Source organism: Microtetraspora sp. NBRC 13810, assembly GCF_030268685.1.
Taxonomy (GTDB): Bacteria; Actinomycetota; Actinomycetes; order Streptosporangiales; family Streptosporangiaceae; genus BSRQ01.
In genome coordinates this window covers 361,661-388,399 of record NZ_BSRQ01000006.1, presented here as the reverse complement: position 1 = coordinate 388,399, position 26,739 = coordinate 361,661, and the positions used below count along the sequence as shown (strand labels likewise).

The following is a 26,739-nucleotide window of genomic DNA, read 5'->3' as shown; positions in this document are numbered from 1 at the left end:
GCGGTCAGGACTTCGCGAGACGGATCTGCCTGAAGACGGTGTTCACGTCGGGCAGCAGCTCCTTCTTGCCGGCCGGAACCGACATGTAGACGATCGCGGGGAAGTCCGCGCCGGTGCTGACGGCGGCCACCACCATGGTCGTCTTCTGCTCGCCGGCGGTGATCTCGTAGCCGACGAGCTGGCCGGGCAGACCGCCGACCGCCAGCGCCTGCTGGGCGGTCTTGCGGATCGTGTTGCCCTCGGGGAAGTACTTCGTGCGCGCCTGGTAGGCCACCGCGTTGATCACCGGGGTGAGGTTCTCCGGCGTGGTGTACTTCGGCTGCGCGGCCTTGGGCAGCGGCCCCGACATGAGCTGGGCGAACTGCGCCCTGCCCGTGGAGTCGGTGCCCGCCGCGACGTACTGCCGGGTCGAGTAGCCGTGCGTGGTGCGGACGGTCGGGCGCTGGTCCAGCCGCCACGGCGCGCCCAGCCGGGGAATCGTGATCGCCGCCGCCTCGTCCGCCAGCGGCCCGTTCACCTCCGACGCCTCCCCCTTGTACCGGGGCAGCCTGCCCGCCGACTGCGGGCGCGGGCTGGCCGGGGCGGTCGCCGAGGGGACGGCCGCCGACGGGTCGGGCTCCGGCGTGTCCTCCGAGGCCAGCGGCCCGGCGAGGAACGCCCACAGCAACGCGCCGACCAGGGCGATCAGCACCGAGCCGACGAGCGCGTACATCCAGATCGGCTTGCCGGGACGGTCGAAGTCGTCGTCCCCGCCCATCTCCTGGTAGTTGTCGCCGAAGACGGTGTTCCACAGCTCCTGCTGACGCTCGGGAGGAGGCGTCTTCGGCCCGCTGATCTGCCCCGCGGTGACGAACGGCCGGTACGGATCCCCGGCGTCCGGCCCGCCGGGGCCGTTAGGTCCACCGGGACCGCCTGGGCCGTTGGGTCCACCGGGACCGGCTGGACCGGCTGGGCCGTTCGGGCGGTTCTGGCCGCCTGCGTTGCCGGGGGTGTTCGGGCCGCCGGGGCTGCCGGGGCCGCCGCCCGGGGCGCCGGGGTTCGGAGGTCCCGGGGGGCCCAGCGGTCCGCCGGGGCGGGCGGGGGGCTGGCCGTCGGGCCTGCGGGGTTGCTGGGGGGTCGGGGTGGGGGGCTGGGGCCGGCCGGTTGGCAGGGAGACCGTCCTCTCGAAGTTCGCGTCGGACGTGGCGGGAGAAGACGCCACGGGAATGCTGCTCATCGTGCCGAGCGGGTCGTCGTCGGGCCACACCGGCCGACCGTCGTCGCCCGCGCGGTTCGGGGCGGCCCCCGACGAGCGGTCGGTGGAGAAGGAGCGGTCGGTGGGGGACGACCGGTCGGGCTGGTTGAAGCCGTTGCCGCCGACGTCGGGCGGGCCGTACCCGCCGGGGGGAGCGCCGAGCGCCTCGCCGTTCCCGAAGGCGGAGGTGTCGGGGCCGGGCGGGCCGTAGCCGTTGGCGGCGGCCGGACGGTCGGGCGGGCCGTAGCCGGCGGGGGTGGCGTTCTTCGGGTTGGCGAACCAGCCGGAGGACTCGCCGGCGGGGGCCTGCTGCCAGGCGGGGACGCGTCCCGCGGCGGGGGATCCGGCACCGGCCGCCGAGGCGGTGGGGGAGCCGGGGGCGGTCGCCGGAGCGGAGGGGGTGAGGCCGGCATCCGGCCAGGAGGCGGGGGTGCGGTCCCGAGGGGCCGGGGCCCGGTCGGGGGCGGAGGCACGGGCGGCCGGGGCCCGGTCGGCGGCGCGGGAGGCGGTCGAGGGGTCAGCGGGGGAGGGCCAGGCGGCGGGGAGTTCCTCGCGCGCGGCGGGTTCGGGCCACGACGCCGCGGGCGCCCCCGGTACCTCGGGCCACGCGCCCGGCTGCTCGCGCGGAATCTCCGGCCATGCCGGAGGCCGCTCGTCGCGTGGCGGCTCGGGCCAGGACGGGCCGGTGGGCTCTGGCCATGCGGGAGGCGGGTCGCTCGAAGGCGTTTCAGGCCAGGCCGGAGGTAGGTGGGACTGGCTGGACTGCTCCGGGGCCATTGTTGCCGTACCTCCTGCGGTATTGCCCGGATTAGGCGTGCTGGGCATGATCTCATGTCAATCAGGGGGTTCCGCAGGAAAACCAGAGAATCCCCTGGCGAACCGCAGGCCGACGGGATCGGCCGGCGAATCGCGCGACGAAGAACGACAAGAACGACGAAGAACGACAAAGGACGACGGAGGACACGGTCACGCCGGGTCCCGGTCCCCGCCCCCGTCGCCCAGGGTCCAGCACAGGGACAAGGTTAAACTAAAGGGACAGAAGAGGTCACAACGGATCTATCACCATCCGGTCTCGCGAACACCTGGACAGCGCGCGGAACGCGCAGGTACGGCGGCGCGAGAGGTGACAGCACGGGGACGTGCCCGGCGGTCGCGGGCGAGCCACGACATGGGCGCTCTACGCTACCCTTGACATATGCGTATCGCGACCCTGCTTCTTAGCGGGCCGCGCCGGTCGAGCTGACTCGCTGGCTCCTCGACGGCGCGGCCGGCCCCTCGTGCACGGCGGGGGGCTTCTTCATGGGACGACGACGGGCTCGACATTCCAGAACCAAACCGAGGGACAACCGTGAGTGAGCGTAGCGAGCAATACGATCCGCAGGCGTTGCAGGCCAAATGGCAGCCGCGCTGGGAGCGGCTCGACCCCTTCCGCGCCGGCGAGGACGACGCCGACCAGCGTGAGCGCCGCTACCTGCTCGACATGTTCCCCTACCCCTCCGGCGACCTGCACATGGGGCACGGCGAGGTCTTCGCGATCGGCGACGTGGTCGCCCGCTACTGGTTCCAGCGCGGTTACAACGTGCTGCACCCCATCGGCTGGGACTCCTTCGGCCTGCCCGCCGAGAACGCCGCGATCCGGCGCAACGCCCACCCCGCCGAGTGGACCTACGCCAACATCGAGACCCAGGCCAACTCCTTCCGCCGCTACGCCGTCAGCTTCGACTGGTCGCGCCGCCTGCACACCAGCGACCCGGAGTACTTCCGGTGGAACCAGTGGCTGTTCAACCGCTTCTTCGAGCGCGGCCTGGCCTACCGCAAGGGCGGCCTGGTCAACTGGTGCCCGCAGGACCAGACGGTGCTGGCCAACGAGCAGGTGGTCGCCGGCCGCTGCGAGCGGTGCGGCGCCGAGGTCGTACGGCGCGAGCTGACCCAGTGGTACTTCAAGATCACTGAGTACGCCGACCGGCTGCTGGGCGACATGGCGCAGTTGGAGGGCGGCTGGCCGGAGCGCGTGCTGACCATGCAGCGCAACTGGATCGGCCGGTCCGAGGGCGCCGACGTGTCGTTCCGGATCGAGGGCCGCGAGGAGCCGGTGACGGTCTACACGACCCGCCCGGACACCCTCTACGGCGCGACCTTCTTCGTGGTCGCCCCGGACGCGCCGCTGGCCGAGGAGATCGTCTCCGAGGGGCAGCGGGCCGCCTTCGAGGCATACCGCGCCGAGGTCGCCAAGCTGAGCGACATCGAGCGGCTGTCCACCGAGAAGGAGAAGACCGGCGTCTTCCTCGGGGTTCACGCGATCAACCCGGTCAACGGCGAGCGGATGCCGGTGTGGGCCGCCGACTACGTGCTGTCCGACTACGGCCACGGCGCCATCATGGCGGTGCCCGCGCACGACCAGCGCGACCTCGACTTCGCCCGGCGGTTCGAGCTGCCGGTCCGGGTCGTCGTGCACACCGGCCTGGCCGACCCGGGCGAGACCGGGGTGGCGACCGCGGGCGAGGGCACGCTGGTCAACTCCGGGCCGCTGGACGGGCTGTCCAAGGCCGACGGGATCCAGACGATCATCAGGATCCTGGCTGAGAAGGGCCTCGGCCGGGCGACGGTCAACTTCCGGCTGCGCGACTGGCTGCTGTCCCGTCAGCGCTTCTGGGGCACGCCGATCCCGATCATCCACTGCCTGGACTGCGGCGAGGTGCCCGTCCCCGACGAGCAGCTCCCCGTCACGCTGCCCGACATGCGCGGCGAGGCGCTGGCGCCGAAGGGCGTGTCCCCGCTGGCCAGCGCGTCCGACTGGGTCAACGTCGAGTGTCCGAAGTGCGGCGGTCCGGCCCAGCGCGACACCGACACGATGGACACCTTCGTCGACTCGTCCTGGTACTACCTGCGCTACTGCTCCCCGGGCTACGAGGACGGCCCGTTCGACGTGGCGCAGGTGCGCAAGTGGGGGCCGATCGACCAGTACGTCGGCGGCGTCGAGCACGCGGTGCTGCACCTGCTCTACTCCCGGTTCTTCACCAAGGTCCTGCACGACATGGGCATGGTGGACTTCACCGAGCCGTTCACGCGGCTGCTCAACCAGGGCCAGGTGATCAACCAGGGCAAGGCGATGTCCAAGTCGCTGGGCAACGGCGTGGACCTCGGCGAGCAGATCGACCGGTTCGGCGTCGACGCGGTCAGGCTGACCATGATCTTCGCCGGTCCGCCGGAGGAGGACATCGACTGGGCCGACGTCTCGCCCGCCGCGTCGCAGAAGTTCCTGGCCCGCGCCTTCCGGGTGATGTCCGAGGTGCAGGCCGCCCCCGGCACGGACCCGGCGGCCGGCGACCTGGAGCTGCGCAGGTTCACGCACCGCACCATCGACGAGGTCACCAGACTTGTGGAGTCCCACCGGTTCAACGTCGCGGTGGCCCGGATGATGGAGCTGACCAGCGCGGCGCGCAAGACGATCGACTCGGGCGCCGGCCCGGCCGACCCGGCGGTCCGCGAGGCCGCGGAGACGCTGGCGGTCATGCTGTCCCTGGTCGCGCCCTACACCGCCGAGGAGGCGTGGGAGCGCCTCGGTCACCAGCCGTCGGTGGCGAAGGCGGGCTGGCCGGTCGCCGACCCGGCGCTGCTGGTCCAGGAGTCGGTGACCTGCGTGGTCCAGGTGGCGGGCAAGGTCCGGGACCGCCTGGAGGTCTCCCCGGACATCTCCGAAGCCGACCTGGAGGCCCTCGCCCTGGCCTCGGACAAGATCAAGCCGCTGCTCGACGGCGCTCCGCGCAGGGTGATCGTCCGGGCGCCCAAGCTGGTCAACATCGTCCCGTGACGAGGACGGAGGCCCCGCCGCCCGGCGGGGCCTCCGTGCTTCTCCGCTAGACGTCGTCCTTCCAGGCCGTGCCCGCCGTACGGAAGCCGGTCACCCGGGACTGCACGACCGCGGGCGAGACGACCTCGTCCTTGGCGTGGTAGACCCAGTCGACCTGCTCGACGTAGCTGCGCGGGGTGGCGCTGCCGCCGAGGCCGCCGCTGATGAACCAGTGGTTGAAGTTGATCGACATCGGGGTCTCCGGGTAGAACCTGCCGCCGTGCTGGGCGAACTGCTGCCCGTCGATGAAGTAGGTCACGTTGCCGCCCGACACCTGGACGACCAGGTCGTGCCAGCCGTCCATGCTCTGACCGGTCGTGGTGTAGGTGTTGTCCGACAGCCACGGTTCGTTGCGATAGGTCTCCCACGTCGTCGCGTACATGATGGGCCCGCCGGTGCCCCAGCCGCCGTTCGGCAGGTACTCGAAGTCGATCTCGCCGTAGTCGGGGTCGAGGTCGAAGGCGAGCGGGGTGATGGTGAAGAACGTCTGGACGATCTGGTCGCCGTCGGGCCCGCTGGTGGGCGCGTCGGAGAAGCGCACCCGGGCCGCGTAGGTGCCTTCGAAGAACTTGCGCTGGTGGAAGAGTTCGGCCTGGCTGGTGCCGGCCGAGGTGCCGTTCGTGGTGGCGGTGAGGGTGAGTGCCTGGTTGCCGGTGCCGATCGACGGGAAGGTGACGTTCGACGCGGGCCAGGAGGCGCCGGGGACGCCGGGGCCGCCCGCGTTGGTGCGCACCGTCCAGCCGCGGGCCTGGATCCGGGAGTCGTTGTTGGCGGTGTAGGAGAAGTCGTCGAACAGCTCGGTGCGCTCCCCGGGCGGCACGGTCGGGGTGGGCGTCGGCGTGCCGGGCGGCCCCGTCGGCTCGGTCACCGCGGGCGTGCCCCAGGCCGGCGCGCCGGCCCGGTAGAGCGGGGTCTTCGCCCAGTCCGCGTAACCGCTCTGCGCGCCGAAGGAGTAGTCGTTGGCCTGGTTCACGTTCTGCCAGTCCGAGCGGTAGACCCGGAGTTGGATGTCCCCGGTGTCGCCGCCGGCCGGGATCGACCCCGAGGTGAAGCCGATCTCCAGGTAGCGGTCCGCGCCCGCCACCGGCGCGGACAGGGTGACGAACCTGCTGGTCACGTTCCCGCACCCGGGTACGGCCCAGGCGCAGGAGAACGTGTAGGCGGCGCCGTCGCCGGTGAAGTAGTAGCGGATCTTGAGCTCGGCCAGCGGCACCGGAGCGGAACCGGAGTTGGCGATCTTGAACCAGGGCTGCATCTCGTAGGCGCTGCCACCGGTCGCCGTGGTGCGGTACTGCACCCGCAGCCCGCTGTCGGCCGCCGCCGAGCGGATCAGCCCGCCCGCGGCCACCAGGGCGGCCAGGATCGAGACGGTCAGGACCTTGCGTAAGGACATGCGTGCTCCTTCCGGGGTTGGGGGGTTCTGCACGGGGCTTTTCGCGGATCAGGTGCGCACCGGGCCGAGGTTGACGCCGAGCGCGGCCAGGCGGTCCAGATGCGCGGGGAGCCGGGTGAGAAAGTCGGGGAAGTCGCCCGCGCTACCCCAGGCCACCTCGGCGAACGCGCACAGCCGGGGGAACGCCATGTACTCCACGTGCTCGGGCGTGGGCATGTACTCCGTCCACAGCTGGCACTGGACGCCGAGCACGCCGCGCCGGGCGGGCGGCGCGAAGTGGTAGGCGTCCGCCAGCGACACCACGCCCTCCTGGGCGGGCGGCTGGCCGGGCTCGCCGGAGGGGTAATAGTCGAAGTAGGTGTGCCGGTGCGGAGCGAGCACCACCTCCGCCCCCGCCCGCGGGCCCGGCTCCGCGTCGCGCCACGCCATCAGCACGGCGTCCGGCGAGACGTCGTCGCCCTCGTCCCAGCAGACGAGCCGCCGCCCGCGTTCGGCCAGGTGGGCGGCCATCCGTCCGATGAACCAGGCCCGCGCCGCCGCCGGGCCGGGCAGCCCCAGCTCGGCGATCCGCCGCCGGGCCGCGGGACTGCGCTCCCACTCCCGCGTCGGGCACTCGTCCCCGCCGACGTGCACGTAGGGACCGGGGAAGAGGTCCACCACCTCGTCCAGCACGTCCTGGCAGAACCGGATCGTCGGCTCCTCCAGGTTGAGCACATGCTCGCTGATCCCCCAGCCGTCCCAGACGTCGAGCCGCCGTTCCGGCTGGTTGCCCAGCCGGGGGTAGGCGGCGACGGCGGCCTGCGCGTGGCCGGGCATCTCGATCTCCGGTACGACGGTGACGAACCGCTCGGCGGCGTACGCGAGGATCTCCCTGACGTCCTCGTGGGTGTAGAAACCGCCGCCGCGCCGCGCCCCGACCTCGGTGAGCAGGGGATACCGTTTGATCTCCAGCCGCCAGCCCTGGTCGTCGGTCAGGTGCAGGTGCAGCACGTTGAGCTTGTGCAGGGCCAGCAGGTCGATCAGCCGCAGCACGAAGTCCTTGGGCATGAAGTGCCGGGCGACGTCCAGCATCACCCCGCGCCAGGCGAACCGCGGCCGGTCCTCGACGGTGAGACGCGGCGCCCGCGGGCCGAGCTGGTCCAGGGTGCGCAGGCCGTAGAAGCGCCCGGCGGGCCCGCCGCCGGTCAGGCGCACGCCCTCCGGCGTGATGTCGAGCCGGTACCCCTCGGGGCCGAGGCCCGGGTCGTCGGGCTCCCGTCGCACGGGACGGCCGGTGAGCGGTACGGCGCCGCCGGCCGAGGTGAGCATCAGCGGTCTCGGGATGAGCACGCGACTACCCCTTCACTGCGCCCGCGGACAGCCCCGCGACGGCGCGTCTCTGGATGATCAGGAAGAAGACCACCACCGGCAGCGTGAACAGCGTCGCCACCGCCATCTGCGGCCCGTAGTCGGTGGCGTAGCGGCCGATGAAGGACTGGATGTAGACCGGCAGCGTGTACCGGGAAGGGTCGTCCAGCAGCACGTACGCGTAGGTGAACTCGGTCCACGCGGTGATCCAGGAGAACACCGACGTGGCCATCAGCCCCGGCGCGACCAGCGGGAAGACCACCTTCCTGAACGCCTGGAACCTGCTCGCGCCGTCGACCATCGCCGCCTGTTCCAGCTCCACCGGCACGCTCAGCACGAAGCCGCGCAGCATCCACACCGCGAACGGCAACGTGAAGGACAGGTAGACCACGACCAGCCCGGCGTACGTGCCGAGCATGCCCGCGTCGCGCAGCGTCAGGTAGAAGGGGATGAACAGCGCCTCTCCCGGGATCATCTGCACGATCACCACGGCGAGGAGGAAGGCGGTGCGCCCGCGGAAGCGGAAGCGGGCCAGCGCGACCGCCGCGAGGAACGACACCGCCACCCCGGCGAGCACGACCGCGCCGGTGACGAGGAGCGAGCTGCGCAGGGCGTTCCAGAAGCCGTCCGCGGTGAGGATCTGCCGGAAGTTGTCGAAGAAGATCGGGTCGGGGACGAGTTCGGGGGTGTGCCGCAGGATGTCCTCGTCCGGTTTGAGGGCCGTCGTCGCCATCCAGTAGACGGGGAAGACGAAGAAGGCGCAGGTCAGCAGGGCGAGAGTGTTGACGAGGGCCTTTCTCATCTGGCCTCCTGGCGTAGCGTGCGGATGTAGAACCAGGCCAGGCCGAGAAGCATCAGGGTCATCAGCACCGCGATCGAGGACGCCGCGCCGAACTGCGAGGCGTTGATCCCCTTGTTGTAGATGTAGACGCCGAGCATGACGGTCGACTCGTACGGCCCGCCCTTGGTGGTGAACCAGATCTGCGGGAAGACCTTCATGTCCCAGATCAGGCTGAGCACGATCAGGATCACGTAGACCGGGCGGAGCAGCGGGAGGGTGATCCGCCAGAACACCCGCGGCCCGCTCGCCCCGTCCACCCGCGCCGCCTCGTGCAGCTCGGCCGGGACCGTCAGCAGCCCGCCGTACACCGACAGCGCGACGAACGGCACCGCGCCCCACACGACGATCACCACCAGCACCGCCGTGGCCTGCGTGCCGCCGAGGAACCAGCCGTACCCCCGGCAGTCGCACAGCCCCGCCCGCGTGAGCAGGTAGTTGACCACGCCGAACTCGCTGTCGAACAGCCAGCGCCAGATGACCGCGCCGATGAAGACCGGTGTGGCCCAGGCGACGACCAGCCCGCTGGACAACGCCAGCCGCGCCCACGGGCTCGCCGCCTTCAGCAGCAGCGCGCAGAGCGTGCCGATCACCAGCGTCAGCGTCACGCACACCAGCGCGAAGGCGATCGTGCGCGGCAGGATCGTCCAGAACTGCGGATCGGTGAGGGTGCGGAGGTAGTTGTCCAGGCCGACCCAGGTGGTGGTGCGCCGGATCAGGTCGGCCAGGTTCTGCCGCTGGAAGGACAGCGCGACGAGCTGGACCACCGGGTAGACCAGCGTGCCGAGGATGCCGAGCGCGGCGGGAAGCAGCAGCAGGTACGGCAGCGCCCGCGACCGCGGGGGCGGCCTGCGCCGGCGGTCCGGGCCGGCTGCGACGGCTTCGTGCGTGACGCGGGTGAGGGTCACGGGATCAGCCGGCGGCGTTGAGGATCTCGGCCAGCTTCCCGTCGGCGGTCGCGGCCGCCTCGGCGACGGTCTTCTGTCCGCTCGCGATGGCCTGGAACATGTCCTGGAGCACCTGCGCGTTGTCCACGTTGGACCACTGGGTGGACTGCGGGGTGAACCAGCTCTTCGCGGCGGCGGTCATCTGCACCGCGGTCACGCCCTCGACCGCGCCGGCCAGGCTGGTGCTGTTGGGCAGCAGGCCCGACCCGGCCAGGGTGGCCTGGTGCTTCGCCCCGGTGATCAGCCTGATCCACTCGGTGCCGGGCGCCGCGGCGTCGCCGCCCGCGGAGAGCACCAGGTTGGAGCCGCCGATGAAGACCGGCATGGTGCCGTTGACGCCCGGCACCGGGAAGGCGCCGAGCTGCCCGGCCAGGTCGGGGTACTTCTCGGTGAGCCCGCGCATCATCCACGCCTGCCCGATGATCATGCCGGTGTGGCCCTGGCCGAGCGCGTCGACGAACCGGTTGCCGTCGGTGTCCACGTCGAGCGGGGCCTTGGAGACCTCCCTGACCAGGTCGGCCCAGTTCCGCAGCCCCTGCTGCGACCGCGGGGTGGAAAGCTGCCCCTTCCAGGCGGTCCCCTCCTTGACCGCGATCGCGCCGCCGGTGTCGAACACGAACGGCAGCGCGGCGTACTGGTAGCGGCCGGGGAAGTAGAGGCCGGAGAAGTCCTCCGCCGGGTTGGCCCTGATGAGCGCGTTCGCCGCCTCGCGCAGCTCGGCGAGCGAACCGGGCTCGTCCTTCAGGCCCGCCTTCTCCCACAGGTCCTTGCGGTAGATGACGACCCGGGTGCCCCCGTAGTACGGCACGCCGTACAGCCTGCCCTCGTAGGTCCCTGCGTCGGTCAGGCCCTTGAGCCAGGTGCCGGAGTTCTCGAAGGCGTCGGGGCGCACCTCGGCGAGCGCGCCGGAGGCGGCGTAGGTGAGGACGTCGGTGTTGCCCATCTCCAGGACGTCGGGCGGGTTGTCACCGGCCAGCGCGGTCTTCCACTTGACGTCGCGGCCCTCCCAGTCGAGCACCTGCACCTTGACGGTCAGGCCCGGATGGGCGGCCCGGAGTTCGGCGTTGACCTGCTCGATCAGGGTGTCCGGCGCGCTGTCGCGCATCACCCAGACGTCCAGCGTGGACGGCGCCTCCTGCGCGGTTCCACTCGGCTCCGTGGCACAGGCGGTCAGGCCGCCCAGCAGCAGGACCGCGCACAGCAGTCCCGAGACGTGTCGCATGACGTCTCCTCGATTGGTAAGGTATTGGTAAGCTCTAAGGCGGGTTGAGCCAAGGGTGGTCTTTACCAGTTCGGTCGTCAAGGGGTGTCCTGCGGGATTTTGCCGGTGCGGGCGGGCGGGTGGCCCGGTGGAACGGTCTCACTGGTTAATAACTGGTAAGGTTGGTGGGGTGAGCACATCGGCCCTCAACGCGCGCGCCGGCCTCAAGCGCGACCGGGTCCGGGACTACCTCCTGGACCTCATCGGCGACAAGCGCCCCGGCGAGGCGATCCCCTCCGAGCGCGACCTGTGCCGCGAGCTGGGCGTCTCCCGCCCCACTCTCCGCGCCGCGATCGACGATCTGGAGCGTCAGGGCATGCTGGTGCGCGAGCACGGCCGGGGCACGTTCATCGGCCCGCGCAAGGTCACCCAGCAGCTCGCCGCCACCGCGACCAGCTCCTTCTACGCGCCGCCCGCCGACGGCCACTGGCTCAGCAGGGTGCTGGAGTTCGAGTCCGCGCCCGCCGGGGCCAGGCTCGCGCACCGGCTCCAGGTCTCACCGGCCGACCCCGTCCTGCGGGTGGTACGGCTGCGCGTCGTGGACGACGAGCCGATGGCGATCGAGCGCATCCACCTGCCGCACGCGCTCGTCTCCGGCCTCACCCCGCCGGACATGGAGTCGGGCTCCTTCTACCAGCTTCTGCGCGCCCGGTTCGGGGTCGACGTGCGGACCGCGATCCAGACCATCGAGCCCACCGTCACCGACGAGACCGAGGCCGACCTGCTCGGCGTCCCGCAATACGCCCCCGCGCTCCTCTTCGAGCGCACCACCCGCGACGCGGCCGGGCGGGTCGTCGAGCTCACCCGCTCGATCTACCGCGGCGACCGCTACCGCATCACCTCAGAACTCCACTTCGACGCCGACTCCGGCTGACCTCCCACCCCTCGCCCACACCCCTGGGACCGTACGGCGGGCCATCACTGCCCGCGCAGCAGGCCGTCACCTCCGGGCCGTCACCGCCGGAGCGCCATCGCTGGAGCGCCATCGCTGGAGCGTCACTTCCGTGGGCGCCGCAGTGGGGGCAGCGCACGTCGGGGCGCTGCCGTCGGTCGTCACCGTCGGGGCGTCACTGCCGGTTGCCGAAGACCTCGTGCCAGGTGCGGATGTAGTCGGGCTGGCGCAACGACTCGATGAGGCCGGTGACGAAGCGGTGCTCCGCCTCCAATAGGGCGAGCCGGTACTCCTCCTCGATCAGGAACACCCAGGCGACGCCGCCCTCGGTGGCGGCCCGCACGGTGGCCCGGGTCTCGTCGGCCTCCTCGCCCAGCGTGGTCAGCCGCCGGTCGAGCAGCTCGGCCGCGTCCGCGGGTTCGAGCACGCTGAGCAGCGAGAGGGCGACGCCGAACTGCGGATACTCCCGCCTCGGCTGCGCCACGAGTTCGCGCAGCCAGTCGTAGAGCTCCTCCCTGCCCTCGCCGGTGAGCGCGTAGACGGTGCGCTCGGGCCGCCGGGTGTCGCGCAGGGTCTCCTGCTCGGTGACGAAACCGGCCTTCCTCAGCTGCTCCACCACCATGTACAGCGAGCCTCGGTTGTACTTGATCGCGCTGTCCTTGCCGCTCTCCTTCAGCCGCCGCCCCAGCTCGTAGGGATGCATCGGCTCCACCAGCAACCAGGCCAGAACGGCCAGCGCCAGCGGGTTGGTCACCTTACGGGTCTTCGCCACAGTCACATCTTAGGCGTGGATAGTCAGTGTCAACTATGCAGGGTGCCGCGATCGCCCGGCGAGGCACCGTGCCCCAGGGAGGCCGCTCGGGGTGCGCCCGGCGGGGTGAGCCTTGGCCGGGAAAGGCGAAGTGCCGCGCGGCGTGGATCCGTCGCGCGGCACTCGGCTCGCCGGGGGCCGGACGCGGCCCCGGTGGTCACAGCTTGCGCAGGACCGCGACGACCTTGCCCAGCACCGTGGCCTCGTCACCCGGGATGGGGTCGTAGCTCGGGTTGTGCGGGACCAGCCAGACGTGGCCGTCCTTGCGCTTGAACGTCTTGACGGTCGCCTCGCCGTCGATCATGGCCGCGACGACGTCGCCGTTGTCGGCCACCGGCTGCTGGCGCACGACGACCCAGTCGCCGTCGGCGATCGCCGCCTCGATCATCGAGTCGCCGGTCACCTGGAGCAGGAAGAGCGTGCCCTCGCCGACCAGTTGCTTGGGGAGGGCGAAGACGTCTTCGACGCTCTCCTCGGCCAGGATCGGGCCACCGGCGGCGATCCGGCCGACCAGCGGCACGTAGGCCGCGGTGGGACGGCTGATCGTCGCGTCCACCGTGCCCGCGTCGGGATCCACCCACAGGACCGGCTCGCCGGGCAGCCGCACCTCCAGCGCCCGCGGCCGGTGCGGGTCACGGCGCAGGTAACCCTTCCGCTGCAACGCGGTGAGCTGGTGGGACACGCTAGAGGTGCTGGTCAGCTGCACCGCCTCGCCGATCTCCCGCATGGAGGGCGGATAGCCGCGCTGCTGCACCGAGTCGCGGATCACCTCAAGGATCTTCCGCTGTCTCGGGGTGAGGCCGAGAGAGTCGCGCTTGCGCACCGCCAGGTCGCTCACAGCCTCGCCGTCATGCCCGCTCACGATTGCCTCCTCGCCTGGCGGCCCGCCGTCGCTGCCCGGTGTCACGTGGCTCGCCTCCCGATCCGTGGTCTTCAGGTCGCACACAGCGACCGTATCTCGCCCGAAGATCATCTTCAAACAATTGTTCGAGAGTCCTCGAAAACGTCGGTCGCATGGTGTACAACATCGTACGGGAGTTCGATCGACATCGTGTTCGATTTGCCGATCTTTACTCGGTCGATTTTTCGGGGCCGGCCGGGGCGCGGGAGGCCATCATGCGGGCGACCACGAGCACATCACCCACCTTCGCACAGCAGCTCACCGAGTGTGGCGCACTCCCGGCAGGGGCCCGGGAAAACGCCATCGACAAATCCGTCGCATTGAACAAAGCGCCTATATCGCACGACACGCGAGAGGTCGCCGAAGGCGCGAGGGCCGATCCCGCCGGGGATTCCGCCGTCGCGGGCGGGCGTGGCGCACAGCACAGAGGTGGTGGGGAAGCGACCGGTGTTGCGGAGCGTGGCGGTGGGAAAGACCGTGTTGCGAGAAGCGGCGCCGGAAAGGACGGGACTGTGAACGAGGATGCCATCCCGTCTCACGCGCGACCAGCCGTGAAACCACCCACCCGTTACGCTCCGTCCCCGAGCGCCACCCCGGCACACCCCCAGCCCGACGCCCCACAACCGCCCCAGGACGGCGTCCCGGCCAACGTGCGGATGCGGACCCCGAGTGGCAACGAGACCCCGATCAGGGCTGAAACGCAGGCGCCGGTCAGTGGGGAGATCCAGGTTTCGGGTGACGTGGATATGCGGGCATCGGCGGATGGGGCGATGCCGGCCGGGGATCGTGCGGGAGTGCGGGGTCCGGGGGACGCGGCGGGGCAGGCGGACGCTGGGGTGCGGGCGGGGTCGGCTGACGCGGCGGTGCGGACGGCGCAGGTGAATGCCGCTGTGCGCGCGGCTCAGGCGCGGGAGGCGGAGGAGCGCAGGATGCTGCGGCGGCGTGCGGCTGCTCGGCGGGCGGCGGCTCGACGTGCCGCCGCGCTGCGATCCGCCTCACGCAAGGGACAGCCGCCCGGATCCCCGGCAGGTCCCCGCCCTCCGATCGACCGCTCCCCGATCGACCGCCCTCCGGCAGACCGCCCGCCGTACCTCGAAGCCGCTCCGCCCCTTTCCCCGGTCGCGCCCCACGACCGTCCCGGGACCGGGCGGCCGGTCACACAGCGTGCGCGTGCCGCCATGCCGCCCGCCGTTCCGCGGAATCGTGCGGTGGCCGGAGAGGTGGTCACGCAGAGTGAGCGTTCCATGGGCGGGTCGCTCGCGTCGTACGAGCGTTCCTCCGGCGGACAGCCGCCTACGGCGCACGAGCGGTTCTCCGGCGGTTCTTCGCCGATGGCACGTGACCGGTCTCCGGGGGCGCCGGGCATGTCACGTGACCGATCCTCCGGGCGCTCGGCCGTGTCGCGTGACCAGTCCGGCGGGCCGGTGTCGCGCGGGTCTTCGGGCGGAGCGGTGTCGCGTGGGCCTTCGGGCGGGTCGGTGTCGCGCGGGTCCTCGGGTGGGGCGGTGTCGCGCGGGGCGATGTCGGAGGGGGCGTCCCTGCGTTCCGTTCCCGCACAGCGTCCCGTTCCCGTGGAACGGGACGGGTCCGCACAGCGGGGCGTAGTTGTGGAGCGAAGTACACAGCAGGGCGTAGGCGCGGAGCGGGGTGCACGGCGGGTCGTAGGGGTGGAGCGGGGTGCACGGCCGGGCGTGGCTGTGGAGCGGAGCGCGTCTGTGGAGGCGGGGGCACGGCGGGGGCTGGGTGCTGAGCGCGGCGGTTCTGGGCGGCGGAGCGGGTCCGCGCGGTGGGGTGCGTTCGCGCGGCGGCCCGGATCCGGGCAGGAGGCCGGGGCTCTGGACGGTTCGGGGGCAGGGCTGGAACCTGTGCGGGGACGCGGATCTGGTCGGTGGGCCGGGGAGCGTGCCGGGCATGAGGGGCGGTCCGTGGCGGGAGTCGCGGCTGGGATACGGCGGAAGCGGCGGCGCGGACCCGTTGGAAGTGTCTCGTCGGTTCAGGTGAGGCTGGCCGCGTCGGAGGGACGGCTTTTGCGAGGGCAGAGCGCCGACGTGCGGGACGGCCTGCGGGGGAAAGGCGCCGACGGGCGGGACAGCCTGCGAGGGAAGGGGGCCGACGGGGGCCTGCGGGGGAAAGGGGCCGACGGGCGGGACAGCAGGCCGCCGCTTCGGCTCACCCGGCGTGGGCGGGTGGTGGTCGCCATCGGTCTCATCCTTGTCGCGCTCGGCGTGTTCTGGCTCGGCACCTGGGCCGCCGGCACCTGGCACTTCGGCGGCCTGAGCCCGGCCAACCTCCCCACCTTCACCGCCACCACCCCTGCCTGACCCCTGACCGGCGGCCACACGCGGACCTGGCATGTGGGCGGCGGCCAGGCGCAAGCCCTTGTATGCGGGCAGTGGCCACGGGGATCTTGCGTGGGGCTGGTGGCCGTAGGCGCGGCTCGTATGGGGGCGGTGGTCATGGTCAGGTCTTGCATGGGGTTGGGGGCTGCACGTGGGTCTCTATCGCGTGGGGTGGCGTTGTTATGTTGGGGTGAGGGGTTGTTCGCGGGGGGTCGGAGCTTGGTCCTGTGGGGGATCGGGGGCTTTTGACTGGCGTATTTACTGATATGCGCTGAATGGGGTGGCCCTTGGGGGGCTGAATGGGGTCGTGCCCGGGGGTTCGGGAAAAGCGGCCCTGACGGTTTCGGGGGATGTGTGATGGCGGATCTGCGCCCGATACTCGTCACCGGTGCGGCCGGGGGTGTGGGGGCGGTCGGGCGGAGCGTGGTGGAGGGGTTGCGGCGGGCGGGGGTGCCGGTGCGGGCGTTCGTCCGTCGGGAGGATGGGCGCGCGGAGGTGCTTCGGGCCCTGGGGGCCGAGGTGGTGGCCGGTGACCTCACCCGGGCGGCTGACGTCGTCCCCGCCGTGGACGGCTGCCGCCGGGTGTTCTTCAGCATGAGCGTCTCCCCGGACTACCTGGAGGCCGCCGTCACCATGGCGGCCGTCGTGCGCGCCCTGGGCGGGGTCGAGTCGTGTGTCAGCATGTCGCAGCTCACCGTCTCGCAGATGACGCTCACCGGCAGGTCGGAGTCACGCCAGCAGCGGCTGCACTGGCTCGGTGAGCAGGCGCTCGACTGGTCCGGGATACCCGTCGCCCACATTCGGGCCACGGTGTTCCTCCAGCATCCGTTCTTCACCGACTTCGCCGCCGCCTCGATCGCGGCCGGCGGGGTGATCAGGCTGCCGTTCGGGTCCGGGCGCACCTCGCCGGTCGCCGCCGGTGACGTCGCGGCCGTCGTCCTCGCCGTGCTGACCGGGGCGGGGACGCACGCGGGCAGGGTGTACGAGCTGACCGGGCCGCGCTCGCAGGACATGTACGGCATGGCCGCGGAGTACGCCGAGGCGCTGGGCCGGCCCGTCGACTACGTGGACGTGCCCTTCGACGAGTGGCTGGACCGTGACCTCGCCCCCTGGGACCTGCCCGGCCACCTGCGCGACCACGTGGTCACGATGGCACGGCTGCACGCCCGGAACCGGTACGACCGCCTGACCGGTGACGTCGAGCTGCTTACCGGGCGGCCTGCGACGAGTGTCCGGGATTACGTGGCGGGGTCCCCGGTGTTCCGGGACAGCGCGGCGCCGAGTCCCTGAGAGGGGGCGGATACTTGTGGGGGCCGCGACACGCCAGGGGATGGTGTGAGAGCCGGGCTGAGCAGCGACTTCTGTGGCCACCGGAGGTTCGACTTGCGTTCATGGTTCCGCGCTTCTAGGTTGGGACCACAACATCTAGTAGTTACACCCATGTAGTTCACCATAGGTTGTGTTTCCGTTACCGCATCATGGGCCACCGTGAGGCGTGCGCGAGCGTCCGCTGACGCGGATCCGGGCGGCGGGGGGTGGGCTCGGGGGCCGGTGAGGGAGGCGATCGCGCGTGCACTGTCCGTTCTGCCGCCATCCCGACACCCGCGTCATCGACAGCCGCTCCTCGGAGGACGGCGCGGCCATAAGGCGCCGCCGTACGTGTCCCGAGTGCGGGCGCAGGTTCACCACCCAGGAGACGGTCCTGCTGATGGTGAGCAAGCGCAGCGGGGTGACCGAGGCGTTCTCACGCGACAAGGTGATAGCCGGAGTGCGGCGGGCCTGTCAGGGCAGACCCGTGAGTGAGGATTCGCTGGCCCAGCTGGGCCAGCGTGTCGAGGAGAGCATCCGGGCGACGGGCGCCGCCGAGATCCCCTCCAACGAGGTGGGTCTGGCCATTCTGGGCCCGCTCCGCGAGCTGGACGAGGTCGCTTACCTGCGCTTCGCCTCGGTCTACCGGGGCTTCGAGACGCTGGCGGACTTCGAGGCCGAGATCGAGCAGCTGCGCGCCGAGCGCGCCGGCGACCAGGCGATCAACTAACTGAACCCCGGCCGCCGGGGACGGGCGGCACGACCATTGGTTACGTACGGGGGCTCCATCGGGGGTCCCGGAAGGGGGAAGTCATGACGGAGACGGTGAGTGGCGCGGCGGCGCGCGGGGGGAAGCGCAACCGCAAGGGCTTGCGCATGAAGCGGATCTTCACCACTCCCGGCGTGCACCCTTACGACGAGGTGCGGTGGGAGCGCCGCGACGTCGTCATGACGAACTGGCGTGACGGCTCGATCAACTTCGAGCAGCGCGGCGTCGAGTTCCCCGCCGAGTGGTCGGTGAACGCCGCGAACATCGTGACGACCAAGTACTTCCGCGGGGCGGTCGGCACGCCGCAGCGCGAGTGGAGCCTGCGCCAGCTGGTGGACCGCGTCGTCGGCGTCTACACCAGCACGGGAATCGAGCACGGCTACTTCGCCTCCGACGAGGACGCCGAGATCTTCGACCACGAACTCAAGCACGCCCTGATCCACCAGCTGTTCAGCTTCAACTCGCCGGTCTGGTTCAACGTCGGCACCGCGTCGCCGCAGCAGGTGAGCGCCTGCTTCATCCTCGCGGTGGACGACACGATGGAGTCCATCCTGGACTGGTACAAGGAAGAGGGCGTCATCTTCAAGGGCGGCTCCGGCTCGGGGGTCAACCTCTCCCGGATCCGTTCCAGCAAGGAGCTGCTGTCCAGCGGCGGCACGGCGAGCGGCCCGGTGTCGTTCATGCGCGGCGCCGACGCCTCGGCGGGCACGATCAAGTCGGGCGGCGCGACCCGGCGGGCGGCCAAGATGGTGGTCCTCGACGTCGACCACCCCGACATCGAGGAGTTCATCGAGACCAAGGCGCGCGAGGAGGACAAGGTCCGCGCGCTCCGCGACGCCGGGTTCGACATGGACCTGGGCGGCAAGGACATCGTCTCGGTCCAGTACCAGAACGCCAACAACTCCGTCCGCGTCTCCGACGAGTTCATGCGGGCCGTGGAGCAGGGCGGCGACTTCGGGCTGCGCGCCCGCCTGACCGGCGAGATCATCGAGAAGGTCGACGCCAAGGACCTGTTCCGCAAGATGGCGAAGGCCGCCTGGGAGTGCGCCGACCCCGGCGTCCAGTACGACGACACCATCAACGACTGGCACACCACCCCCGAGACCGGCCGGATCACCGCCAGCAACCCGTGCAGCGAGTACGTCCACCTGGACAACTCCTCCTGCAACCTGGCCAGCATCAACCTGCTGAAGTTCCTCAAGGACGACGACTCCTTCGACGTCGCGAGCTTCGTCAAGCTGACCGAGCTGATCATCACCGCGATGGACATCTCGATCACCTTCGCCGACTTCCCCACCCAGAAGATCGCCGAGACCACGCGGGCCTACCGCCAGCTCGGCATCGGCTACGCCAACCTGGGCGCGCTCCTCATGGCCACCGGCCACGCCTACGACTCCGACGGCGGCCGGGCCATCGCCGGCGCGATCACCAGCCTGATGACCGGTGTCTCCTACCGGCGCAGCGCCGAGATCGCCGGCATCGTCGGCCCCTACGACGGGTACGCCCGCAACGCCGACGCCCACAAGCGGGTCATGCGCAAGCACGCCGACGCGGACGGCGAGCTGCGCACCCTCGGCGGCATGGACGCCAAGATCCACGCCGAGGCGTCCCGGCAGTGGGCCGAGTGCCTGCGGCTCGGCGAGAAGAACGGCTACCGCAACGCGCAGGCGTCGCTGCTCGCCCCCACCGGCACCATCGGCCTGATGATGGACTGCGACACCACCGGCATCGAGCCCGACCTGGCGCTGGTGAAGTTCAAGAAGCTGGTCGGCGGCGGCTCGATGCAGATCGTCAACCAGACCATCCCGCGCGCCCTGCGGCAGTTCGGCTACCAGCAGGAGCAGATCGAGGCGATCGTCGAGTTCATCGCCGAGCACGGGCACGTCGTCGGCGCCCCCGGCCTGCGGCACGAGCACTACGAGGTGTTCGACTGCGCCATGGGCGAGCGGGCGATCGCCCCGATGGGCCACGTGCGCATGATGGCCGCCGCGCAGCCGTTCCTGTCCGGCGCCATCTCCAAGACCGTCAACCTGCCCGAGTCGGCCACCATCGAGGACATCGAGCAGGTCTACCTGGAGGGCTGGAAGCTCGGCCTGAAGGCGCTCGCCGTCTACCGGGACAACTGCAAGGTCGGCCAGCCACTGTCCATCGCCAAGAAGGGCGAGGAGAAGGCGGAGGAGCCCGTCGCGGCGGCCGTGGAGGTCGTGGAGGTCACCCGCCCGACCCGGCGGCGGATGCCGAACCAGCGGCCCAGCACCACGACCCGGTTCACGGTCGGCGGGGCCAAGGGTTACATGACCGCGTCGAGCTACCCCGACGACGGTCTCGGCGAGGTCTTCCTGAAGATGTCCAAGCAGGGTTCGACCCTCGCGGGCGTGATGGACGCCTTCTCCGTGGCGATCTCGATAGGGCTCCAGTACGGCGTGCCGCTGGAGACGTACGTGAGCAAGTTCGTCAACATGCGCTTCGACCCGGCCGGCATGACCGACGACCCCGACGTGCGGATGGCGTCCTCGGTGATGGACTACATCTTCCGCCGCCTGGCCCTGGACCACCTGCCCTACGACGAGCGTGCCGCGCTCGGCGTCTTCTCCGCCTCCGAGCGGGCGGCCCAGCAGCGCGGCGAGGACCCGGCGGCGCTGCACGCCGAGGAGGTCATCGACGCCGAGGCGCTCGCCCAGTCGGCTCCGATCGAGCCGGCCAGGGAGATCGTCACGCAGTCCCTCCCCGAGCCGGTCCGCGGCCAGGGCACCCTTGAGGGCCACCAGGGCTTCACCGCCGACGCCCCCCTCTGCATGACCTGCGGCACCAAGATGCGCCCCGCGGGCAGTTGCTACGTCTGCGAGGGCTGCGGCAGCACCAGCGGTTGCAGCTGATCACGGTGAACCGGGCGCCCGGCCTCCTAGGAGGCCGGGCGTTCGCGTTTCACCAGGTGACGGGGAGTTCGGTGAGGCCGCCGGTGAGGCGGTCGTGGTGGGTGGTGAGCTCGTCGGCGGGGACGGCGAGGCGCAGGGTGGGAAGGCGGTGGAAGAGCGTGCGGAAGACCGTGGTGAGCTCCACCCTGGCCAGGCTGGCGCCGACGCAGTAGTGGGCGGCGTAGCCGAAGCCGACGTGCGGGTGGACGATCTGCCGGGAGATGTCGAAGCGGTCGGGGTCGTCGTAGACGCGCTCGTCCCGGTTGGCCGCCACGGTGGCGAGGACGACCAGGTCGCCGGCCCTGATCGTGACGCCGGCGATCTCGACGTCCTCGCGGGCGTACCTGACCAGGCCGTGCTGGCTGGGCGCGGCCACCCGGAGGATCTCCTCGACGGCGGCCTCGGCCAGTGAGGGGTCGCGCAGCAGGGCGCCGAGCTGGTCGGGATCGCGTAGGAACAGCAGGACGCCGTAGTCGATCTGGTTGACCGTCGTCTCGTGCCCGGCGAAGAGCAGGCCGCCGGCGATCCTGGCGATCTCGTTCTCGGGCAGGGCCGCCGTCGCGAGGTCGGTGTAGACGTCCTCGCCCGGGTCGCGGCGTTTGGCCCGGACGATCGCGTACGTGTAGGCGTTCATCTCGGTCTGGGCCGCGGCCGAGTGCTCGAAGTCGGTCAGGTCGGTCATCGCGTCGGCCATCGCCCGGAACTTCGCCCGGTCCGCGTACGGCACGCCGAGCAACTCGCAGATGACCTGCATGGGCAGCGGGACGGAGAACCGCTCGTGCAGGTCGGCGGGCGGGCCGTGCTCGACCAGGTCGTCCAGCAGGTCCTCGACCAGTTTCTGCACGCGGCCGGACAGGATCCGCATCCGGCGGGCCGAGAAGGCGGGGGTGAGCAGGCGGCGGAGTCGCTGGTGGACGGCCCGCTCGGTCGCGTAGTCGCCGGACGGGCCGCCCATCATCGCGTTGGCGGAGAGCCGCGGGGCGGACTCGGGCGTGGGGTGGGAGCGGCCGAAGCGGTCGTCGGCGAAGACCTGCCGGATCTCGTCGTAGCCGCTCACCAGCCACGCCTCGTCGCCGGTCTCGGTGACGACCCTGGCGACCGGTTCCCTGGCCCGCAGCCCGCGGAACGCCGGTGAGATCTCCAGCACGTCGCCGCGCCGGAAAGGCAGCCTGGGCAGATCTGACATGTCCGCTCCCCCTCTACAGACACGGATGCCGCTCTATGACGTTCTCATTTCCCGTCACGGGGGGCAAGAGCTGCGGCTATGCCGTACGGGCGGCCAGTGCGAGCAGTGCGGCGGCGACCGCGACGACGGCGTAGGCCACGACGGTGACGTCGGTGCCGGCGGACAGGCCGAAGACGCCGGCGACGGTGACCGTGACGGCCACGCCGACCGCGGAGCCGATGTAGCGGGCGGTGTTGCCGGCGCCGGAGCCCATGCCGACCCGGTGCGCGGGGACGCTCTCGATGGCCAGGTGGGTGAGCGAGGCGTTGATCAGCCCGCTGCCGATCCCGGCCACGAACAGGCCGGGCAGGACGCGCCCGTAGGAGAGGTGGTCGGCGACGCCGAGCAGCGGCAGGGTCCCGGCGGCCGACAGGATCAGGCCGAGGGCGAGGCGGACGCGGGAGCCCATCCGCAGGTGCCGGTTCAGCAGCGCGGTCAGGAACGACGTGCCGGACCAGACGCTGAAGAGCGCGGCGGCGGTGACGGAGGTCATGTCGTGGGCGAGCGTCAGCACGGTGGGCATGTAGCTCATCAGGCCGATCACGGCGATGCCGGTGACCAGCGCGCCGCCGGTGGAGACGAGGAACATCGGCCGGCGGAAGAGGCCGAGGTCGATCATCGGCTCGGCGCGCCTCCTCTCGACCACCACGAAGGCGACGAGCAGGACGGCCGCGGCGGCGAAGAACGCGACGACGATCGGCCGGGTCCAGCCGGTCCGGCCCTCGGTGATCGCGGCGAGCAGCGCGGCGACGCCGAGCGCGAGGGTGAGCACGCCGGGGACGTCGAGCCGCCGCGCCCGCTCGGCGCGCGACTCGGGCAGCAGCCGGGCCGCCACGGCGAGGATCACCGCGCCCGCGGCGACCGCCCAGTAGACCGCCCGCCAGCTCCCCACGGTGGCGCCCCACCCGGACAGCAGCGGGCCGACGGCGATGCCGAGGCCGAGCGTGGCGCCGTACCGGCCGGTGGCGCGGAGTCTGGCCGGGCCGCTGGGCGTGCTGTGGCCGAGGATGCCGAGGCTGGCGGCGAGCACGGCCGCGCTCGCGGCGCCCTGGAGCAGCCGGCCCGCGACGAACGTCGGCGTGTTGACCGCCACCGCCACCAGCACGGAGGAGGCGGCCAGCACCCACATGCCGAGCACGTAGACCCGGCGCCGCCCGTAGTCGTCGGCGAGGCTGCCGGCGACCAGCAGGAGGGCGGAGAGGCCGAGGGAGATGCCGTTGAGGATCCAGGCGGGGCCGGTGACGCCGGCGCCGAGCGCCGCCGCGGTGTCCGGCAGCGTGACCATGGGGGCGGTGTAGTTGATCAGGACGAGCAGGGGAGCCGCGCAGGTCAGGGCGAGGATGACGCCCGCCGCGCGGGGTGGCGCGGCGGGCGGCGCGGAGGTGAGGGTCACGGGAGGATCTCCATAGTTCATTCATCGAACTGACTGCGTCACCGTAGCACGGTCGGTTCGATGAATGAACTATGGTGGAGGCATGGCGCTGGGTAAGAACTACGACGGGCAGGACTGCTCACTGGCCAAGGCCCTGGAGCTGATCGGCGAGCGCTGGACCCTGCTGGTGATCCGCGACGCGTTGTACGGCGTGCGCCGTTTCGGCGACTTCCTCGCCCACCTGGAGATTCCGCGGGCCGTGCTGTCCCAGCGGCTCGGCATGCTGGTGGAGGCGGGGCTGTTCACCCGGCGTCGGTACCAGGAGTCACCGCCGCGGGATGAATACGTGCTGACCGAAATCGGGCAGGAGCTGTGGCCGACCGTGTACACACTGGCCAAGTGGGGGGAGCGGCACCTGTCGCGGGAGCCGATGCGGCTGTTCCACCACGTCGGCTGCGGCGCGGAGCTGGACCAGGGGGCCGTCTGCCCGCCGTGTGGCGTGCGCCCGGCGTTGTCGCAGATCGAAGTGCGTCCCGGGCCCGGCCTCGACCGGGAGAAGCGGGACCAGGTCACCCTCGCCCTGCGGCAGCCGCACCGGCTGCTGGAGCCGCTGCTGCCATAAAGGTGGTAAAGGTCGTAAAGGTCGCAGGCTCCCTCGCCGGACCGGGCGCCGCCTCTCATCTGTCCTGGCTACCATCGTTGATCGCGTGCGCACGGGCGGTGGCGCGCCGGCCGAAGGAGGGTCATGCGGACCATATTGATCACCGGGGCCACGAGCGGGCTCGGCCGGTTCCTCGCGCGCCGGCTCGCCGCGCCGGGTGTCAGGGTGATCGTGCACGGACGGGATCCCGCGCGGCTGCGGGAGACCGTGGCCGAGGTGACCGAGCTCGGCGGGCAGGCCGAGGGCGTGCTCGCCGACCTGTCCGGCCTGCGGGCGGTGGAGGCCATGGCCGACGAGCTCGTCGAGCGGTTCGACCGGCTCGACGCGCTGGTGAACAACGCGGGGATCGGCTACGGCCGGCCCGGCGCGGGCAGGCAGGAGAGCGAGGACGGCGTCGAGCTGCGCTTCGCCGTCAACTATCTGGCGGGATTCCACCTGACCAGGCGGCTGCTCCCGCTGCTGAGAGTCGGCGCCCCGGCCCGGGTGGTGAACGTCGCCTCCGCCGGGCAGCATCCCGTCGACTTCGACGATCCCATGCTCATCCGCGGCTACAGCGCGCGGCGGGCCTACGGCCAGAGCAAGCTCGCGCAGATCATGTTCACCTTCGACCTGGCCGAGGAGCTCGCCGGGGAGGGGGTGCGGGTCAACGCCCTGCATCCGGCGACCTTGATGGACACCGGGATGGTGGGCGAGGCGGGCATCGCCCCGGTCAGCTCGCTGGAGGAGGGCGGCGCGGCCACGCTGCGCCTGGTCAACGACCTCGGAGGGGTCACCGGCCGGTACTTCGACGGCTCACGCGACAGCCGCGCCGACCCGCAGGCGTACGACCCGAAGGCCCGCGCCCGCCTGCGCGCGCTCAGCGACGAGCTGGTGCGCGCGGCCCTCGGCTGAGGGCGGCGGACACGGCGGGGGGTTCAGGCGGCGGAGGTGGGGCCGCCGGTGCGCGGGAACCGGATGACGTTGCGCCCGGACCACGCGCGCAGGTCGACCACTTTGTCGATCATCTTGGTGTCGGACACTCTGGTGTCGGCCGCGGGCCGGTGCCGGCGCGCGGATCTGATGTCACGGATGGTGTGTCGCGTGACATTGGGTGGTACCACCACAAGCTTCCTCAACTGAGCCCCCCCGGCGTGATGATTCTGTTATATCGGAATAACTACCGACCACCCTGTAAAACCGCCGTAAAAGCGCGGTGTCGTGTGTGAGGGCGTACACGTCACCGTGCCTCGTGGCACCCGCCGGAGGTATCCCGGGGGAAGGTCCGAGCGCGCCCACGCGCTCAGTAGGGGAGGGGGCGTCCTGACGGAGAGCGCAGGTCGAGGTCCGGGCTGGTGTCCTGAGCGGGGGCCGGACGCCGGACTGATTGCGGCCGGGGTATCCTTATGCGTCGCATTACCTGCCTCCTTCCTTTCGGCTCGAGTGGTGAGTCACGCGGACTCTCCCTCGCGGCGCTTGACGGATGATTGGTGTGCGCTTGCAGAACCGGTCACCCGCGTGCAACGCGAGACCCGGCCAACCTAACTGAAGGCATGACCGGGTCACAATGGGTTAAAACCCTCTGAGCAGGGTTTTTACTTTATTTTCTGTGTGATCCGGCGTCCGCCGGGTAACCGAGGCGAGCCGATCACGGACGCGGGTCCGCGGTTTCACCGGATTCTCCGCAGTTTCTCGGGGTTCATCACGGCGTCGATCTCGGTGATCCGGCCGGCGGAGACGGTCAGGCCGTAGACCCCGGCCAGCTTGTCGCCCCTGAGCCGGAGCAGCCCCGCCCAGCCGTTCACCGTCGTCGGGGCGAAGCGGTAGTCGCCGAAGCGCTGTATGCCGGCGATGTACCTGGTCACCCGGGCCGCGCCGACGATGGGCCGGCGCGCCGCCCGGACCACGCCGCCGCCGTCGCTGCGCAGCACCACGTCCGGGTCGAGGACGGCGAGCAGGGCCGCGATGTCCCCGCTCCGGCACGCCCGCGCGAAGGCGTCCACCACCCGCCGATGCTCGGCGCCGGACACCGGGAACCTCGGCGCGCGCGCCGACACGTGCCGCCGCGCGCGGGCGGCGAGCTGCCGGCAGGCCGCCGGGGTACGGCCGACCGCCCGGCTCACCTCGTCGAAGGAGAGCCCGAACACCTCGTGCAGCACGAACGCCGCGCGCTCGGCCGGGCTCAGCGACTCCAGCACGACCAGCATGGCCATGCTCATCGACTCCTCCAGCGTCACCCGGTCGGCGGGATCGGCCCCGTCCGCGCCGTCCACCACCGGTTCGGGCAGCCACGGCCCCACGTACTCCTCCCGGCGCACCCGAGCCGAGCGCAGCACGTCGAGCGCGAGCCGGGAGACCGTGACCACCAGCCAGGCGGTGACGTCCCTGACCTCCGGCGCCGCCGACCGGCCCAGCCGGAGCCAGGCGTCCTGCACGACGTCCTCGGCCTCCTCCACGCTGCCGAGCAGCCCGTAGGCCACCCCGAGCAGACGCGGGCGGATCGCCGTGAACTCTGCGGCCAGATCGTCGTCGTGCACACCATGAGGACGGGACACCTCCCCAGTCTGTGACATGGCGGCCGGTGACCTGGCCGGACGCCCTGCCGGAAATCTCCGCCAACTTTGTCCCCATTGGTTGCGTCGAATCCCTAAAGACTCGGCAGGGGGATGAGACGTGCGGCAGGCGCTGGTCGACGGTGAT

The 26,739-nt window shown here is 71.3% G+C and carries 19 protein-coding genes; 8 read left to right on the top strand and 11 right to left on the bottom strand.

Translation table 11 applies throughout. From position 1 onward, the window contains the following. Window positions 1–4 precede the first annotated feature (4 nt). Complete coding sequence (locus QSK26_RS15435) at window positions 5–2,011, bottom strand: hypothetical protein (protein ID WP_285775802.1); 2,007 nt, start codon at window positions 2,009–2,011, stop codon at window positions 5–7. A 571-nt stretch (window positions 2,012–2,582) separates the two neighbouring features. Between QSK26_RS15435 and leuS the strand changes: the two genes are divergently transcribed. Beyond that, complete coding sequence (gene leuS / locus QSK26_RS15430; RefSeq protein ID WP_285775801.1) at window positions 2,583–5,045, top strand: leucine--tRNA ligase; 2,463 nt, start codon at window positions 2,583–2,585, stop codon at window positions 5,043–5,045. 46 nt (window positions 5,046–5,091) lie between these two features. Here leuS and QSK26_RS15425 read toward each other — a convergent pair whose 3' ends face one another. From QSK26_RS15425 to QSK26_RS15405, 5 genes are read right to left on the bottom strand one after another with little or no spacing between them, the layout of a single operon-like run. Then, complete coding sequence (locus tag QSK26_RS15425) at window positions 5,092–6,477, bottom strand: cellulose binding domain-containing protein (protein ID WP_285775800.1); 1,386 nt, start codon at window positions 6,475–6,477, stop codon at window positions 5,092–5,094. A gap of 48 nt (window positions 6,478–6,525) precedes the next feature. Continuing rightward, on the bottom strand, window positions 6,526–7,806 hold the full coding sequence (locus tag QSK26_RS15420) for a beta-N-acetylhexosaminidase (RefSeq protein WP_285775799.1): 1,281 nt from the start codon (window positions 7,804–7,806) through the stop codon (window positions 6,526–6,528). A gap of 4 nt (window positions 7,807–7,810) precedes the next feature. Then, window positions 7,811–8,626, bottom strand: a complete 816-nt coding sequence (locus tag QSK26_RS15415; RefSeq protein WP_285775798.1) for a carbohydrate ABC transporter permease — start codon at window positions 8,624–8,626, stop codon at window positions 7,811–7,813. Further along, on the bottom strand, window positions 8,623–9,570 hold the full coding sequence (locus QSK26_RS15410; protein WP_285775797.1) for a carbohydrate ABC transporter permease: 948 nt from the start codon (window positions 9,568–9,570) through the stop codon (window positions 8,623–8,625). The genes QSK26_RS15415 and QSK26_RS15410 overlap by 4 nt, the downstream gene beginning before the upstream one ends. Window positions 9,571–9,574: 4 nt before the next feature. Further along, window positions 9,575–10,831, bottom strand: a complete 1,257-nt coding sequence (locus QSK26_RS15405; RefSeq protein ID WP_285775796.1) for an extracellular solute-binding protein — start codon at window positions 10,829–10,831, stop codon at window positions 9,575–9,577. Window positions 10,832–11,000: 169 nt separating this feature from the next. Here QSK26_RS15405 and QSK26_RS15400 point away from each other — a divergent pair, with 169 nt between their 5' ends. Continuing rightward, a complete protein-coding gene (locus tag QSK26_RS15400; protein WP_285775795.1) occupies window positions 11,001–11,744 on the top strand; it encodes a GntR family transcriptional regulator in 744 nt (247 codons plus the stop codon). A gap of 193 nt (window positions 11,745–11,937) precedes the next feature. Here the strand turns inward: QSK26_RS15400 and QSK26_RS15395 are convergent, their stop codons facing one another. After that, window positions 11,938–12,534 (bottom strand): PadR family transcriptional regulator, encoded by a 597-nt coding sequence (locus QSK26_RS15395; RefSeq protein ID WP_285775794.1) that lies wholly within the window; start codon window positions 12,532–12,534, stop codon window positions 11,938–11,940. A gap of 196 nt (window positions 12,535–12,730) precedes the next feature. Then, window positions 12,731–13,438: a transcriptional repressor LexA gene (lexA, locus tag QSK26_RS15390; RefSeq protein ID WP_502888707.1), complete on the bottom strand. Its 708-nt coding sequence runs from the start codon at window positions 13,436–13,438 to the stop codon at window positions 12,731–12,733. Between the two features lie 2,063 nt (window positions 13,439–15,501). Between lexA and QSK26_RS15385 the strand changes: the two genes are divergently transcribed. The 4 genes from QSK26_RS15385 to QSK26_RS15370 all read left to right on the top strand — a co-directional run bounded on the left by QSK26_RS15385 (window position 15,502) and on the right by QSK26_RS15370 (window position 20,766). Next, window positions 15,502–15,795, top strand: a complete 294-nt coding sequence (locus QSK26_RS15385) for a hypothetical protein (RefSeq protein ID WP_285775792.1) — start codon at window positions 15,502–15,504, stop codon at window positions 15,793–15,795. Window positions 15,796–16,170: 375 nt separating this feature from the next. Further along, complete coding sequence (locus QSK26_RS15380) at window positions 16,171–17,103, top strand: NAD(P)H-binding protein (protein WP_285775791.1); 933 nt, start codon at window positions 16,171–16,173, stop codon at window positions 17,101–17,103. Between the two features lie 280 nt (window positions 17,104–17,383). Further along, window positions 17,384–17,851 (top strand): transcriptional regulator NrdR, encoded by a 468-nt coding sequence (nrdR, locus tag QSK26_RS15375; protein ID WP_285775790.1) that lies wholly within the window; start codon window positions 17,384–17,386, stop codon window positions 17,849–17,851. A gap of 83 nt (window positions 17,852–17,934) precedes the next feature. Beyond that, on the top strand, window positions 17,935–20,766 hold the full coding sequence (locus QSK26_RS15370) for a vitamin B12-dependent ribonucleotide reductase (RefSeq protein ID WP_285775789.1): 2,832 nt from the start codon (window positions 17,935–17,937) through the stop codon (window positions 20,764–20,766). Window positions 20,767–20,815: 49 nt separating this feature from the next. On the opposite strand, the gene QSK26_RS15365 is transcribed toward QSK26_RS15370, so the two are convergent. Next, the gene (locus QSK26_RS15365; protein WP_285775788.1) at window positions 20,816–21,991 is read right to left on the bottom strand and encodes a cytochrome P450; all 1,176 of its coding nucleotides are present in this window, start codon (window positions 21,989–21,991) and stop codon (window positions 20,816–20,818) included. Window positions 21,992–22,067: 76 nt separating this feature from the next. Continuing rightward, window positions 22,068–23,423, bottom strand: coding sequence for an MFS transporter (locus tag QSK26_RS15360; RefSeq protein WP_285775787.1), 1,356 nt, complete (start codon window positions 23,421–23,423; stop codon window positions 22,068–22,070). 82 nt (window positions 23,424–23,505) lie between these two features. Here QSK26_RS15360 and QSK26_RS15355 point away from each other — a divergent pair, with 82 nt between their 5' ends. Beyond that, window positions 23,506–24,024, top strand: a complete 519-nt coding sequence (locus QSK26_RS15355) for a winged helix-turn-helix transcriptional regulator (RefSeq protein WP_285775786.1) — start codon at window positions 23,506–23,508, stop codon at window positions 24,022–24,024. 123 nt (window positions 24,025–24,147) lie between these two features. Next, window positions 24,148–24,954, top strand: coding sequence for an SDR family NAD(P)-dependent oxidoreductase (locus QSK26_RS15350; RefSeq protein WP_285775785.1), 807 nt, complete (start codon window positions 24,148–24,150; stop codon window positions 24,952–24,954). A 755-nt stretch (window positions 24,955–25,709) separates the two neighbouring features. On the opposite strand, the gene sigJ is transcribed toward QSK26_RS15350, so the two are convergent. Then, on the bottom strand, window positions 25,710–26,594 hold the full coding sequence (gene sigJ / locus QSK26_RS15345) for an RNA polymerase sigma factor SigJ (protein ID WP_285775784.1): 885 nt from the start codon (window positions 26,592–26,594) through the stop codon (window positions 25,710–25,712). Between the last annotated feature and the right edge of the window lie 145 nt (window positions 26,595–26,739).